The organism is Microcoleus sp. FACHB-SPT15 (assembly GCF_014849525.1).
Classification (GTDB): domain Bacteria; phylum Cyanobacteriota; class Cyanobacteriia; order Cyanobacteriales; family Coleofasciculaceae; genus Symplocastrum; species Symplocastrum torsivum.
Genome location: NZ_JACJNU010000062.1, coordinates 273488 through 288617, shown reverse-complemented (window position 1 = coordinate 288617; position 15130 = coordinate 273488). Strand labels below are relative to the sequence as shown.

The following is a 15130-nucleotide window of genomic DNA, read 5'->3' as shown; positions in this document are numbered from 1 at the left end:
ATCAACCAATCCAACGCACTAGCGACGGACTGGTTAAAATCAGACTCAATCGACCAAACCAAAAATGTGTGGACTAGGTTAAGGAACAAAAATTCATGAAAGCCATGATTCTGGCGGCTGGTAAGGGAACTCGCGTGCGCCCCATCACCCACACCATTCCCAAACCCTTAATTCCCATCCTGCAAAAACCAGTGATGGAGTTTTTACTAGAACTATTGCGACAGCATGGTTTTGACCAAGTTGTTGTCAACGTCAGTCACCTCGCAAACGAAATTGAAAGCTATTTCCGTGATGGACAGCGATTTGGTGTCCAGATCGCTTATTCGTTTGAAGGTCGAATCGTTGATGGTCAACTCGTCGGGGAAGCACTCGGATCGGCGGGTGGGATGCGGCGCATCCAAGACTTTTACCCATTTTTTGACGATACTTTTGTCGTCCTTTGCGGTGATGCTCTCATTGACCTCGATTTGTCGGCGGCGGTTAAATGGCATAAAGAAAAGGGATCGATCGCTACGATAGTGACGAAAACCGTGCCGCAAGAGCAGGTTCCTAGCTACGGTGTCGTTGTCACAGACGAGACGGGTCGAATTAAAGCCTTTCAGGAAAAGCCTTCAGTTGAGGAAGCTCTCAGTACTAATATCAACACAGGTATCTACATCTTTGAACCAGAAGTATTGGATTATATCCCATCTGGTCAGGAATATGACATCGGTGGTGAATTATTTCCCAAGCTTGTGGAAATGGGTGCGCCTTTTTATGCTGTACCTATGGAATTCCAGTGGGTGGATATTGGTAAAGTCCCAGACTACTGGCAAGCAATTCGGAGCGTCTTGCTGGGAGAAGTTAAAAATGTATCGGTTCCAGGACATGAAGTGGCTCCAGGTATCTACACGGGGTTAAATGTCGCCGTAAATTGGGACAAGGTTGATATCACAGGGCCTGTTTATATCGGTGGGATGACCCATATTGAAGATGGAGCCAAGATTATTGGGCCGACGATGATTGGGCCTAATTGTTGGGTATGTAGTGGTGCGACTGTTGATAATAGTGTGATTTTTGAATACTCCCGCTTGGGTGCGGGAGTTCGCTTGGTCGATAAGCTAGTGTTTGGACGCTACTGCGTTGATAAAACTGGGGCAACCATTGATGTCCAGGCAGCCGCTTTAGACTGGCTGATTACTGATACCCGCAGGAGTCTACCCTCCCAAGAGCCATTAGAGCGACAAGCGATCGCAGAACTCTTGGCAAGCGAATAGTTAGTTGTTAGTGGTTGTTAGTTGTTAGTGGGTAACCTGGGCTAAGAAATCTACCAGGCTTAAGTTTTGTGACTTAGCACTACCCATCTAACAACTACAACTGCCTTAGCCATTCAAGTATGTGTAACTACCCAAGCTCTGCTCATATTTTTGCAGGAGCAGTCGAGATTCTTCGAGGGTAATGCGTTTTTCTTGCAAGGCTTGCTCAGTGCGACGGCGGACGCTCTCCACTAAGTCCTCAGCATCGTACTGTACATAACCCAAAACTTCTTTCACCGTGTCGCCCTTAACAACATGTTCAATTTCATAGCCTCTAGGCGTTAATTGAATATGAACAGCATTTGTGTCACCAAACAAGTTGTGTAAGTTGCCCATAATCTCCTGATAAGCTCCAGCAAGGAACAAGCCTAAGTAATAGGGTTCGTGAGAGTGGGAATCAGATACTGGCGTAGGGCTAAGTACTTTGTTAATTTCCAGTCCCTGCTTCCCATTTTTGGAGTCAAGAGACTGCTGTGTACTCGTCAACGGGTGAAGTTCTAGTACCGATTTGACATCTCGCAGGTCAATAAATTGGTCGATCTTCCCGTCGCTGTCGCAAGTAAGATCAGCGAGGATAGCTCGGCGTGTGGGTTCTTCATCAAGCCGATGGATGGGCATAATTGGGAACAACTGGTCAATTGCCCAAGAATCAGGTACAGACTGAAAGACAGAGAGGTTGATGTAATAAATCGATGCCATGATTTTCTCTAAGTCTTCCAAGTCATCGGGAACGTAGTCCTGAGTTCTGGCAATTTCGAGAATTTTGTAGCAACACGCCCAGTACAACTGCTCAGCTCTTGCTCGTTGGGTGAGTGTTAGGTACCCGAAGCCAAAGAGGCTTTTGGCTTCGTCGTTGAACTGAATCGCGTCGTGGTAAGCTTCCTGGTAATTCTCCAGGTTGATATTAGAGTACGTCTCCCAAAGGTTGCGGATAATCAGATGTTCTTTTTCCTGAATCGGTGCAGGAGTCTCAGCTAGGACGTCGCTGGTGCTAAGAACATCGAAGATTAGGACAGATTGATGGGAAGCGATCGCACGACCACTCTCACTAATCAGCACTGGCGCTTGTAACTGACGACTATCACAAGCTTCCTTGACCTCGGCAACAATATCGTTGGCATAATTTTGCATATTGTAGTTTTTCGAGGCATGGAAGTTCGTTTTGGAGCCGTCATAGTCGATGCCTAAACCACCACCAACATCGAGATACTGCATATTTGCCCCTAATGCACTTAGCTCGACGTAAATCTGACTAGCTTCTCGAATTGCCTCTTTAATCACACCAATCGCAGAGATTTGGGAGCCGATGTGGAAGTGCAATAGCTGCAAGGAGTTGAGCATTCCAGCACTTCGCAGTTGCTCAACGCAGGTGAGGATTTCCGGAATCGTTAGACCAAATTTAGCGCGATCGCCTGTAGAATCTCCCCAGCGACCTGTGCCTTTGGTACTCAGCTTTGCCCGAACTCCCACAACGGGTTCAATTCCTAGCTGTCGCGTCGCATCAATCACGAGCTGCACTTCTTCTAACTGCTCAATGACGATGATCGGCTTGTGTCCGATGCGCGTCGCCAAGAGAGCCGTTTCGATGTATTCTCTGTCTTTGTAACCATTACAAATCAGCAGGGAGTTGGGAGTATTCAACGTAGCCAGGGCAATCATCAATTCTGGTTTAGAACCCGCTTCTAGACCAAATTGGACAGGTTTCCCAAACCGAACCAAATCCTCCACCAAATGCCGATGCTGGTTGCACTTGACAGGAAAGACCCCTTGGTAAGTACCAGGGTATTTGTAACGAGCGATCGCCTTTGCAAAACAAGCATTTAACCGCTCGATTCGGTCTTCCAAAATATCCGAAAAGCGAATCAATAGCGGTAGTCCTAGGTTGCGCTGCTGTAAAGCTTCTACGAGTTCTAATAAATCTAGAGAACCACCGCGATCGCCTTTGGGCGAAACCGTAACATGACCAGCGGCATTAATCGAAAAGTATGGCTCTCCCCATCCCTGAATTCGATAGAGTTTCTCGCTCTCCTCAATCGTCCAGGATTTGGTCGAGGCTGAAGGCTGCCGATGGGTTGTCAGTTGTACTTCTGGATTTGCTTCTGATTGTGTCTCATTACCGTTGGCGGACTCAGCGCGTGGCGCGTTACCGATTTTGGGTGTCAGCTCTACCCCCATTATTTTGTCTTACCTTCTAATACTGTCTGTCGATTGCCACTCTAGCGCATCTAGAGATTACCGAGAGCATAGTTAAGATCACCTGCATTCAAGTTGTATTTCGCTGTTGAACCGTTAAGGGGAAAGGAAGTCTTCTTCCTTTTGACCTAAAGTAGACAATCAATTTTGCCTTGCTATTAAATAGGTCATTAGCTTATTACAATCAGATTTTTGGAGCTTTTTTTAAAATTGGTGGGATCGGGTAGCTATGCTAAAATTCCGTCATCATGGTGACTGCTATCAAGTTTGGTCATTTTCATAACTTCGTTTATCAGCTTGGACTTAGGGTCAGCGGTAAAGATATGAGGAATTATGTCTGTACCCTTGACAACAGCTAAGGGATAAAAGCGACAACTTACTAAACGAAGTGTAAAACAGGCTTGATATCGTACCCTGTATAAGTGCAATTATTTGCATTCTTACTTTTATCCTGACCGTCAAGGGCATCAATGCTCAACCCATCTAACAATCCTTCCGAACAGCCGCAACCTCGTCTACCACTGATCGAGCGGCTAATCCACAACTATCCGCTTGTATTTTGGGGTCTGCTTTGGGCAGTGCTATTCTCGGCTGGTGGCTTCGCGGCTTTACGTCTTTTAAGCGCCGGGCCAATTGAAGAGGCATCTGCACCTGCACCAACTGCCTCTACCATTCAAGAAACTCCTGTTTTGCCACTGGTATCTACACCAACGTCACCTCTCACCACTGTTCACCAATTCACAGCTGAACCGGATTTGCCACTGTCGTTGATTGGTGCTGTTGCTCTTGGCTGTGCGGGTGGTTCTTTATTGATTACCCAAGCTCTGAGACAAACCAGCAATCGTCGCCAAGCTCCGAAACGTTTAAAATCTACCGCGAATAGGCGCAAGAAACGGCAGAATCCTTCAAAAAAACGCCGTTCTACTTCCACAACTAAGCAACCCGTTGCGTCTAAGCCCAACTTGGTATCTTTAGAAAACCAACTACCAACAATCGACAACCGTCTGGCTCAAGTAACAGTATTACCCCCGGAGGAGAGCCATCCTCTAGATGGAGGTAAGCAAAACCTTGCTGATTTGATGGATTTACGCAAGCGTCAGTCTCTCGCTTCGCTAATGCGAGGGAAGTAGTTATTGGTTATTTGTTGTTGATTATTTGTTGTTCAGCCAGTCATCAGGGTGCATCCGAGCTATGAGCCAGTATTCTTTCTAAAAACCAACAACCAACAACAAACCACTAACTTCTCACGGCTAAAAGCGATCGCCAGTCTTGAATCGCTTTTTCAGACCATAGCCAGTTCTTGCTCAAGGCATCAGATTGAAAGTTAACTGGGTCATCGATCATGACTTTTTGGCGCAGCTTGAGTGATTCATTCAACAAACGCGATCGCTGATCTGCTGGCAGTTGTTGGGCAGATTTCCACATTCCTAGGGCTAATCCGGCATAGGTTGTCAGCATTTCTTGTTTAATTGGCTCTGTTGCAGCAGTTGTTGCCCCTTGCTGGGTTTCGATCTGGTTCAGTGCCTCCCACCATGCATTATTCGCTCGCTCATATTCGCCTTCAGCATAGTAAGCAAATCCTAATGCGTTGAGGTAGGTAGAAGATTTGGGTTGTGCCTTGATTGCTGTTTCCCAATACCGTCGGGCATCACTCACCGCGTAGTCTTGGTTACCTGCTTGAATTGACTGCCAAACCAAACGTCCTCTTAAGAAACTCACGACCGGGTCTTCAAGTTTCTCATTCGGAACAACGGCAAGGGAAGCATCTGCGGCTTGCAATGCCCCTCGATCCAGTAGTGCTTCTACTGCCTTTTGCCCTGCGGCAATGTTCCCTTGACTCAGTTGTTCAATGGCAATGGCTGTAACCTTAGCGGTGTCAGCTTGTTTCAAATCGCCCGTTTGACTAAGGGGAACTGTTGGCACATTGGCTGGTGGTTGAGATAGTCTGCCTAGGCTTTGCTCTCGGTTTTGGAAGAACCAAAATCCCAATAAAGCGATCGCAATCACACCAATAGCTCCAAAAATAACCCACAGTTTTGGGAAACGGCGCCAGTTTTGCCACCAACTTTGAAAACTTGGTCGCTTACTGGAGGCTCCTCCAGGTGGGGAGTTCGGATTCTCAACTCGTTTAGATAACGGTTGTGGTGTCTCAGTCGTTGGGGTAATTGCTCCTGATTCCGTTGGTGTAGGAGACTGATTGTTGACGGGATACCCTGACGGTTCCAAATCATCTGTCTCTGAAGCGACTAGAGGCAGACTCTCAATGCCAGTGCCTGTTTGCCCTAAGTCACTGTTCGTCGGCTTTGGATCAAGCTGACGTAATAAGTCCTGAATAAAGGCACCAGGATCGTCCGCGTCTAGATCATCCTGGTCTAAATCGTCAACAAAGTCCTCATCCTCCGCTAAGTCTTCCGGCGACAGTCCATCTAACTCATCTTCAATCTCTAAGTAACTGGGAGGGATACGTCTGCCTGTTGGTGGTGTGAACAAGGCAGCTTGTGGAGACAATGAAGCATCAGGAGGCTCAGCGATCGCAAAGAGTTCAGCTATCGTTTGAGCCGCGTCATCAACTTTTGTCAAGAAGCCATCAAATTCGGGATGCAGGTAAAGAACTGGTAACGCCCAATACAACTGATTTGAGCCATAAGCAGAAATCAGCCCTTGCCGTGCCCGACTGAGACTGAGGTCAATTGGATAGCCCTGATTGAGATTGCGGTAGAGTAGCCGCGTGAGAGTCAGCGCCACCTCATCAGGAATTCGCTCTGCCATTGCCAGAACGCCAGGAATCCCCCGTGCTACTATAGCTTCGGCTAGATTACGCTCTTTCCCATTTGCCCGTTCTGATGGGGCGGTATAGGCTCCACGGCAGGAGTTAAACACAGCTAGCTGGACACCGTTATTGACCAACAATCCTGCTAAGTCAGCACCATTCAGGGTTTCCGTTAGACCCGTTTTGTTGCTAACCAAGTAGACATCACCGCCAGAGTCTCCTAGGTTGCTATGACCCGCATAGTGGAATACTTGATATTGACCCTGTTCTAACGCTTGGGTCAACTGTTCACGTCCTGGCTGCGCCAAGATGGTTAGTTGAATCGCAGGGAGTTCATTAGGGGAACGGCTACGGAGTTCTGCTTGCAGATGACTAGCTTCTTCTGCCAGCTCTAACGTCTCTTGATCGCTAGGACTAGCAATAACCATCAAAATTTTTAAGGGTTGATTTGACCCAGAAGGAAGCGCCTGTACTGGACTTATCCGCCCCGTACTTAGCTGGTAACGGGAGAAAACCACATCAGTTCCCGTTGCTAGAGGGCGATCGCCTGCATACAGAACTTCCCAAGGGAGGCGTGGTAGACGTTTTCCTTTCAATCCCAAACGTAGCCGCAAAATTGATCGCTGATTTTGGGCGATCGCTTGTGCCATCATCCAGCTATCTCGAAGACTTCCTTGAAATAAAGCATTATAAAGTTGCTGACCCAACGCCACTAGATTGAGAGACGATTGACTGACTGGTTCCTCCCATTCCGGCAAATAAAAAAGATCATTAGTAAAGGCACTATTACCCTGCAACACGCCCAAGAGCGGGTCATTCATCAGTTGCTGTGCCTGAGCTAACCAATCCTCCACAGGCCATTTAACTTGCTCTTCTGCCAACGGGACTCCCGGCGCGACTCGTTCGATCCGCACCAGATATTCGTCTTCTCCTAAGGGAGTCACAGAGATGTGGAATTCCTGTGCCACTGCTACTTGGTCAATCTTGGTTAGTTTCAAGGGCTTACGCTCACGTCTATGAAAAACGTTAAGGATTCAGTACCTCTGTCTATTCGTAGATTGATTGAACTGACTGAAAGTTTCCCATTTTTAAGTTAAATTCTCTCTCCGAGTGATAGTCAATTTCCGGGCTTCATCGGGTGACTTGTCCTGGATTTGTCCGGATAGGTAGGGTCACCTTAGGAAGAGTGGAATGGTAGATGCACCCTGATTGACATTCCCTGGCTCACCGGTTTGGGCTGGGGATTTTTTTTGAATAGAGGCGTAAGAATTAAACCTGAAGTTCTATAAAACCTCTCATTTAACACCTGTTTTAAATATTGTAAGGCGCACATTGATCTTGCGCCCTACCCATTAACACTAAGGAGAACGGGAGAGGGGCAAACTCTAGAAGTCAATGAATCAACTATCGAATGTACTTACCCTCTCCCTGCTTCTTATGTCAATCCAGCACCTTAAAGGACTTCACCTCCAGTACTGGACCAATCATGGCGAAGGTCATGACATCGTCTCGTACCTGCCCTTCGACCTTGACTTTCAGGTCTGATTTCTTTAACTCATCTGGGGCATCCTTGAGTTCATAGGTTTCCCCTGAGTCTGTAACCAGTGCCCAAGTACCGGGTCCCATTCCTTTACGTTCGATAACACCCGTAACGTTAATACTCATGCAGTTTGCTCCTCTCCTTTCGAGGATAGATAGGCAAGTCCAAAGCATAGGAGAGCGTTGGCAACTAGGTACAGGCGAGCAACAACGCCAGTACCCAGCCACATAACGCTGGGTGACACCACTGCACTCACGGCTAAACAACTAGCGACACCGAGAGCAGATCCAATTGCCACCCACTTCCATTGCTTGTGACCGAGTAGTAGCGCCACCAAGATAAACGGAATCAGTACACTGGCAAAAATCGGATTCAACATACTGCTACCTTGAACAGCGCTACCTAGTTCTGGAATGGAACTTCCCATAACTCGGAACGGCCATTGGGGAAGGTCGAAGATATAGAAGCCACGCAGGAAGAACAATCCAGAACTACCACCCACCAACCCAGTGGCAAGTGACCAACTCCAGCTAAAGGGGAAGTAATTCCGCAGGAACCAGGCAAGGAGGTAAGAACCGATAACCATGCCAATTTTTGGCAGCAGCATAATTGTTCCGCCATCAATCCAGAAGCGAGGGTTGAGATAACCGTTGTCTCGCACCCAGCGGAAGAAGTCGCGGATGGTAATTTGACCACGCAGAGCAAGTTTAACGGCTGCTGCTGCATCTAGATGACCGGAACCAAAGTGATTGAGAGGGTCTTCCTGGACAGCTCGTGACGATTGCTTTAAGACACTCAGCACTTCATCCGGTTCTGTGATGCCACTTGCTTTTACAAGAGCGGCAACCCCAGCAACGTGGGGTGCTGCCATACTGGTACCTTGATAGCCAATAAAGACACCTTCTCCAGTTTGCGGGTCGATGGTGTTTTGCAAAATTTTACCCGTTTCGCTACCACCAGGGGCTGAGATATCTACACCAGCGCCGAAGTTGGAGTAGGGAGCTTTGACACCAGCAGAATCTAGAGCTGCAACACCAATTACGTAGCGATAACGAGCGGGGTAAGAGGCGGAATTTTGGTTGGCATTACCAGCGGCAGCTACAATCACGACACCTTTTTGGTAGGCATAGGCGATCGCTTCTTCCATCAGCTTGCTTTCACCAGCACCACCCAGGCTCATGTTAATGACATCAGCCCCATTGTCAGCGGCAAAGCGAATCGCTTCAGCAATGTCCGCCACCGTACCGCCACCACTTGATGCCAGGACTTTCAAAGGCATGAGAGTAGATTCATAAGCGATTCCAGCCACACCATAGGCGTTGTTCGTGGATTGGGCGATCGTACCCGCAACATGGGTACCGTGCCCCGCGTCATCAAATGCCTCGATTCGGTCGTTAACAAAGTCGTAGCCTTTGACAAACTTAGTAGTTTTCAAATCTGGAACGGGGCTGATGCCAGTGTCAATCACGGCGACAGTGACACCACTTCCTTTGGTATCATCCCAGGCTGATTCTATATTGATGCTCCGTAAGTTCCACTGTTGGCTATATTCCGGGTCATTTGGAACATCAAAAGTTCGGTAGATGTAATTGGGTTCAATAAATTCTGTAAGCTTACCGATGCCTAATTTTTTTAGTTCGTCGATTGTGTTGCGATCGCCTTTGGCAATATATACATGGTCAGCCGCTGAAAATTCACTGTTCAGACGTGGCTCAAGGTTGTACTTCCCAGCTAGCAAATTGACCTTCGCTTCAATCTCAGCCTCCGGGACATTTTCCCGAAAGTCCAACACAATTGATTGAAACTCTCCCTGATTTGCCAAGCCTTTGAAGTTAAACAGGGCAAAACCTAGCCCTAACACAAACAAGCAAATAATGAAAAACTTTCTCATGGCAACTCGTCCGCTGTCGCGCCAGTGTAATCACTACGATAACTTATAGGTCTTAGCTTCAGTGAGAGCGAACCACACTAACTTTTAGGTAAAGCTATTTAGCTATTTAGCTATCAGCGGTCAGCCATCCGCTACTAGCACCGTGTGATGAACGGCTTACGGAACCCTTGAAAGATTCTGCTTAACTAAGGAAGCTCTGTGTTGTTACCTTAATTTAAAGAAGCGCAACTCTCTGGTACAGTTTTGACGTTTTTACATAAGTCAGGAAAAAACGCCCAAGATGGAACGTGGTTTACTCTGGTTACCTTTACTAGCTGCATTTTTTTGGCTTGCTTGGTCAGGTTGGAACGAATTCCAAAAAGTTGAAGCCTATGGTCAGTGGGCAGCTCAGTTTGAGCGGGCAAAATATGATATCTATGCGGTACTGGGTCAAAAAAATAGTGACCTAACGTGGGGAAAGCCAACACGCAAGGGTCCGATAAATCTAGATACCTTTTCTCTCAAAGAGGTGCAAGCCATTCGCCTACTAGTGGATACTCAACCCGTTGACTTGGAGAAACCACCTCGCGGAGGTCGTGCGATCGCTTTAGAATTTCTTTTTCCAGAACCCACTGCCTCAATCCAAGTTCCCTTTACAGAAATACCTCTGGCGGCTGAATGGGGAAAATTTTTACAACAGGAGTTACAGCGCTTGCGTCTAGAAGCGGCTGAGTAGGTTTTATTCACGTTGTCGCTGCTCCTGGAACTAAACAAATACGAGAAAATCAATTCTGATTCTCATCCCCTAGAGAGAGGAGTAGGATGACAGGGTTTTCACCTGAACAACGACTGTTTGAACTAAGTAGTACTCAAAAATGCTGCTAATTCAGTAAAAGGGGCAGGAATCAATGCCTGCTTTCTCCTGCTACCTGATAGCGTTGCTAGGGTAAGATAGTGTCCATTTCTCTTTATAGAATCTTTATATACCGAACAAGGAATAAAAAGATTAAGTAAAGAACTGCTGAAGAGGATAACGCAGTGACATTTCCTCAGTAGTATTACGTAGAGCGACAAACAACTCAGAGCAGAACGCTCAAAATGGCGTAGATATTGAGTAAATAGTTTCTTTAAGACTAGAGGGGTTTATCCAAAAGACGGCGCGTAAGTAGTTATACGATAGATACCTCCTCACTCCGAGCTTAGTTTCAGGCAATTCTTAATAATTGACAAAGAATGTACTATAGCTAAACAAAGAAGAGTTTTTTAGAAAAGTTAAGACATTAAAGCTATCCACTTGACTTAAAACACAAAAGGGTTACGGGTGTATGAAAAAAGTATCAGTCATCATTCCGGTCTACAAAGTCGAGAAATATATCGCCGCCACCGTCCAATCAGTCCTCGAACAAACATACAAGAACTTCGAGCTTTTGATTGTTGATGATGGCTCCCCCGATCGCAGCATCGAAATCTGTCAACAATTCACTGACCCTAGAGTTAAAATCCTTCGTCAAGAAAACCGTGGGGTTGCTGCCGCCCGTAATACTGGTATCCGTGCTGCCCAAGGTGAGTACATTGCTTTCCTAGATGCTGATGATCTGTGGGTACCCCACAAACTCGAAGCCCATGTTGAGCATCTTAACTCATCACCCCAAGTTGGTGTTAGCTTCTGTCGCTCGGCTTTTATCGATGAAGTGGGTAACCCCTTAGGTATCTACCAGCTCACTAAGCTGACCGACATTACCCCATTAGACATTCTTTGTCGTACTCCGATTGGCAATGGTTCAGTTGCGGTAATTCGACGCGAAGTCCTAGAGGAGATTAGCTTCCAAGATAATCTTTATGGAACTGTTGAGGACTTTTACTTTGATGATGACCGAGTACTACACCCCTCAGAAGACGTAGAGTGTTGGTTACGGATTGCTGTCAAGACCAATTGGCTGATTGAAGGGGTAGCCGAGGCATTGACACTGTATCGTGTTAATCCCGAAGGACATTCAGCACAATTGCTCAAAAAATTACGTTCTTGGGAACGGATGCTAGAGAAAGCCCGTGCTTATGCTCCCGAACAGGTGAAAGATTGGGAAAAACCAGCAATGGCTTATCAGTTGCGCCATTTAGCCCGCCGTGCGGTGACATTGGAAGACGGAAAGACGGCGGTAGAGCTAGCACATCAAGCAGTAGCGGTACACAGCCGTCTTCTTTTGGAGGAGCCGCATAAAACATTGTTGACGTTATCGGCGGCGTACACATTACGGTTGTTGCCGCGCTCCTTCTACAGCCAGGTGGAGAATTTGGCGTTCCAACTGGCGGGGGCGCTCCAACGTCGTCGGATTCTTCAAGACAAGCTCTGATGGAGTGACGGTTCCGTCATAGAGGAACTGAGCTTGAAGCTGAAGTCCTCTATTTTGACCGTGAGACTTGCGTAAATCTAGGACAAGTAGTAGACCTAGAACCATATAGACAGCGATCGCCATTCCGAGTGTGATGGTAACAGCCCCAGCAGTCCAAAAAACAAGAGATAGCACTAAAGACATATATTTATCCTATGACTGAGGTTTGATCGGTGAGTTGGTTGCGTCTACTTTCAGTATCGAAAGCGGATGTCTATGATGGTGTTTGTCTGGGGTTTTAGTTATGTATACGTTGCGTCGATACTAATCAAGTCAGATTCTGGTACCGCTTATGCGAAGGCAACGATTTAATTTCCTCATGCTTTGTGTAGCAACTGGTGTTAAGCCTTTCTAATAAGTCTTAATTACCAGAACTTCAAGCACAGCCTTGTTTCCAAGACTTGTATTGAGGGTTTTGAATACTTGCTCCCCTGTCATTAGCGCATCTAACAAGCGCTTAGCTTAAAAGTCATTAATCTACCTACTGAGAGTTTGGATGCATCTAAGATTGCTTCATTGTTCTTGTTGCTGGCTCTCAGGGCAATTTCCTTTCCTTTCTTTAATGTAGGGTTTATTTCAGTAAGTGTCCGTAAAGCTTCAATAGAGAAACTGAGTAACAAGTAAAATTTTTGTAAATCCTTGTCTAATAGAACTCTACTGACTAAAATCTTTTTGGTTAGACACACCAGATTGCGGATTTTACCGGGAAAGCCGCGCATGACCCAGGGGCCGAGGTAGCCCCATTCCCAAACTGTTGGAGTGTATTGGCAATATTGGGAAGAGAGTCGCTTAGCTAGCCCAACTCCAGATGAAAACTAATGCTGTTCGCATCCTTGATAAGCTAGAAATCTCCTACCAACTCCTCCACTATGAGGTTGACCCAGACGATTTGGCTGCTGAGAGTGTAGCGCAGAAGATTGGTCTTCCCCCAGAACAAGTTTTTAAAACCTTGGTCACACGGGGAGATCGAACAGGTGTTTGTCTTGCTGTTGTGCCTGGAAATGCTCAACTCGACCTTAAAGCCTTGGCACTGCTGACAGAAAACCGCAAGGTTGAGACGGTTCCCCTCAAGGATGTTCAGCCGCTAACCGGATACATCCGTGGTGGTGTAACGGCATTGGCTTGCAAAAAAGATTATCCAGTCTACGTTGACGAGACGATTGAACTATTCGAGCAGATTGCTGTCTCGGCGGGTGTGCGCGGTACGATGATCTTGATTGCTCCAGATGATTACTTGCGTTCTGTGAAGGGTACGGTAGGAGCGATCGCAAAATAACTAACCGTATGTGCCTGAATCCTTTGCCAGTAAGACGACGATGAACAGGTAATGGCGAGATTCCTGAAGAGAGACAGTCTATATATCCTTGCCTAGAAACGAATCGCGATTTTACCGAAGTGCTTACCGCTTTCCATGTAAGCTAGCGCTTCACGCACGTCTTTAAAGGGAAAAACCGAATCAACTACTGGACGGAGTTGGTGCAGAGCAATTGCACGGTTCATTGCCTCGAACATCGCCCGACTACCAACATAGATGCCTTGAACCCGAATACCCTTATGAAGAATGGAACCAGTGCTGATGTCTCCGCTTAATCCCGTTAACACGCCGATTAAACTGACAGTGCCAGCAAAGCGAACAGCACGCAAAGATTTATTCATGGTGCCAGCACCACCAACCTCGACAACGTGGTCAACACCAACTTCATCGGTTAGTTTCCACACCTGTTCATCCCAGTTTGGGGTTGTTTTGTAGTTGATGCCGCTAGACGAACCTAACTGAAGGACTCTCTCTAGTTTCTCATCACTGCTGGAGATTGCGATCGCACGCGCACCGACCAATTTCGCAAATTGAACCGCAAAGAGGGAAACACCACCTGTCCCTTGCACCAAAATCGTATCACCGGCATTCAAGTTGCCTTGAGTCATCAGCGCCTGCCAAGCGGTTACAGCAGCGCAAGGTAAGGAGGCGGCTTCTTCATCGGATAAATGTTCCGGCACATGAACAACACCGTCTTCGTGCAGTGTCACGTATTCCGCTAAAATGCCGTCAATTGCTCCTCCGAGCGCAGATTTCGACTTTTCTGCGGAAAACTCCCCCTCCAACCACGTTTGCATGAAAATCCCAGCAACGCGATCGCCTATCTTTACCCGTGTCACACCCTCCCCAACGGCGACAACTTCCCCAACACCATCGGACAAAGGGATGAGTGGCAAGCGCTGCTTCGAGTTGTAAGCTCCTTTTACAGTCAGCAAGTCGCGGTAATTTAACGATGCAGCACGCATTCTTAGCAGAACTTGTCTTGGCGTTGGCTGCGGTTCTTGGCGTTCAGTCAACGTCAACGCTTCCAAGCCTTGCTTATTTTGAATTTCCCAGACTCTCATCTGAACCTCCTAACCTTTATTCGATTGTTCGTAAATTTACGAACAATCGAAATATAAACGAGTTTGTGAGATAATGCAAGGCATGAGAAAAATGAGTTTCCCAGTCCGGGATGAAATCTCTTTAACTGGTGTGCTTTACGCTCTGAGTGACCCAATCCGGCTTCAAATCGTTAAAAGCCTAGCGACGAAAGGGGAAATAACTTGCTGCGCCTTTAACATTCCCATTGCAAAATCAACTCTGTCTCATCATTTCAAAGTGCTACGCGAGACAGGCGTTATCCGCACTCGGACGGAAGGGACACAAAGCTTTAACACGCTGCGACATGAGGATTTGGAAATTCGCTTTCCTGGGTTGCTTGATGCTGTGTTGCAAGCATCTGAGCCACTTTAGAGGTGTTAGGTTTAGGTGTTAGGTGGTAGGTTTTAGGGGAAAATCTAGCTCAAGACTTTGGAAGATTAGGACTTCGGGGAAATTCTAACTCCAAGACTCGCCGCTCACCCTACCACCTCACCACCTATTACCTGCCACCTTACCTAAGTTAAGTCTTCCCAATCTCTAGCCTCCAATCGCCGATCCCCACCCCTAACCCATAGTGCTTAATCAAGCTACCAGTAAGATTCAGAGTCCTTTCAATGGTAATCTTGAAGATAGCATTTCTAAATGTTAAGACTGTTTTCCAGTATCTGAAACAT

12 protein-coding genes are annotated in these 15130 nt (G+C 46.9%); 6 read left to right on the top strand and 6 right to left on the bottom strand.

From position 1 onward, the window contains the following. Positions 1–95: 95 nt before the first annotated feature. Complete coding sequence (locus H6F98_RS25665) at positions 96–1256, top strand: sugar phosphate nucleotidyltransferase (RefSeq protein ID WP_192221547.1); 1161 nt, start codon at positions 96–98, stop codon at positions 1254–1256. 105 nt (positions 1257–1361) lie between these two features. On the opposite strand, the gene speA is transcribed toward H6F98_RS25665, so the two are convergent. After that, a complete protein-coding gene (speA, locus tag H6F98_RS25660) occupies positions 1362–3470 on the bottom strand; it encodes a biosynthetic arginine decarboxylase (RefSeq protein ID WP_192221546.1) in 2109 nt (702 codons plus the stop codon). Between the two features lie 488 nt (positions 3471–3958). Here speA and H6F98_RS25655 point away from each other — a divergent pair, with 488 nt between their 5' ends. Continuing rightward, positions 3959–4618 (top strand): hypothetical protein, encoded by a 660-nt coding sequence (locus tag H6F98_RS25655; RefSeq protein ID WP_192221545.1) that lies wholly within the window; start codon positions 3959–3961, stop codon positions 4616–4618. 106 nt (positions 4619–4724) lie between these two features. Here the strand turns inward: H6F98_RS25655 and H6F98_RS25650 are convergent, their stop codons facing one another. The 3 genes from H6F98_RS25650 to H6F98_RS25640 form a co-directional block, all read right to left on the bottom strand. Beyond that, a complete protein-coding gene (locus H6F98_RS25650; protein WP_199348900.1) occupies positions 4725–7256 on the bottom strand; it encodes a CHAT domain-containing protein in 2532 nt (843 codons plus the stop codon). Between the two features lie 442 nt (positions 7257–7698). Further along, positions 7699–7923 carry a DUF5818 domain-containing protein gene (locus H6F98_RS25645; RefSeq protein WP_192221544.1) on the bottom strand — a complete coding sequence of 75 codons (225 nt, stop codon included), beginning with the start codon at positions 7921–7923 and terminating at the stop codon, positions 7699–7701. Continuing rightward, positions 7920–9689 (bottom strand): S8 family peptidase, encoded by a 1770-nt coding sequence (locus H6F98_RS25640; protein WP_192221543.1) that lies wholly within the window; start codon positions 9687–9689, stop codon positions 7920–7922. Before H6F98_RS25640 ends, H6F98_RS25645 begins: the two co-directional genes overlap by 4 nt. Positions 9690–9969: 280 nt before the next feature. On the opposite strand from H6F98_RS25640, the gene H6F98_RS25635 reads away from it, so the two are divergent. Together H6F98_RS25635 and H6F98_RS25630 are read left to right on the top strand one after the other, a co-directional pair. After that, positions 9970–10404 (top strand): hypothetical protein, encoded by a 435-nt coding sequence (locus tag H6F98_RS25635; RefSeq protein ID WP_192221542.1) that lies wholly within the window; start codon positions 9970–9972, stop codon positions 10402–10404. 589 nt (positions 10405–10993) lie between these two features. Continuing rightward, the gene (locus H6F98_RS25630) at positions 10994–12019 is read left to right on the top strand and encodes a glycosyltransferase family 2 protein (RefSeq protein WP_192221541.1); all 1026 of its coding nucleotides are present in this window, start codon (positions 10994–10996) and stop codon (positions 12017–12019) included. Here the strand turns inward: H6F98_RS25630 and H6F98_RS25625 are convergent. Further along, positions 11918–12202: a hypothetical protein gene (locus tag H6F98_RS25625; protein ID WP_192221540.1), complete on the bottom strand. Its 285-nt coding sequence runs from the start codon at positions 12200–12202 to the stop codon at positions 11918–11920. The genes H6F98_RS25630 and H6F98_RS25625 overlap by 102 nt on opposite strands. A gap of 664 nt (positions 12203–12866) precedes the next feature. On the opposite strand from H6F98_RS25625, the gene ybaK reads away from it, so the two are divergent. After that, positions 12867–13334 (top strand): Cys-tRNA(Pro) deacylase, encoded by a 468-nt coding sequence (ybaK, locus tag H6F98_RS25620; RefSeq protein ID WP_192221539.1) that lies wholly within the window; start codon positions 12867–12869, stop codon positions 13332–13334. A 92-nt stretch (positions 13335–13426) separates the two neighbouring features. Here ybaK and H6F98_RS25615 read toward each other — a convergent pair whose 3' ends face one another. Further along, on the bottom strand, positions 13427–14437 hold the full coding sequence (locus H6F98_RS25615; protein ID WP_192221538.1) for an NAD(P)-dependent alcohol dehydrogenase: 1011 nt from the start codon (positions 14435–14437) through the stop codon (positions 13427–13429). A 91-nt stretch (positions 14438–14528) separates the two neighbouring features. Here H6F98_RS25615 and H6F98_RS25610 point away from each other — a divergent pair, with 91 nt between their 5' ends. Then, the gene (locus tag H6F98_RS25610; RefSeq protein WP_242058693.1) at positions 14529–14828 is read left to right on the top strand and encodes a helix-turn-helix transcriptional regulator; all 300 of its coding nucleotides are present in this window, start codon (positions 14529–14531) and stop codon (positions 14826–14828) included. Positions 14829–15130 lie beyond the last annotated feature (302 nt).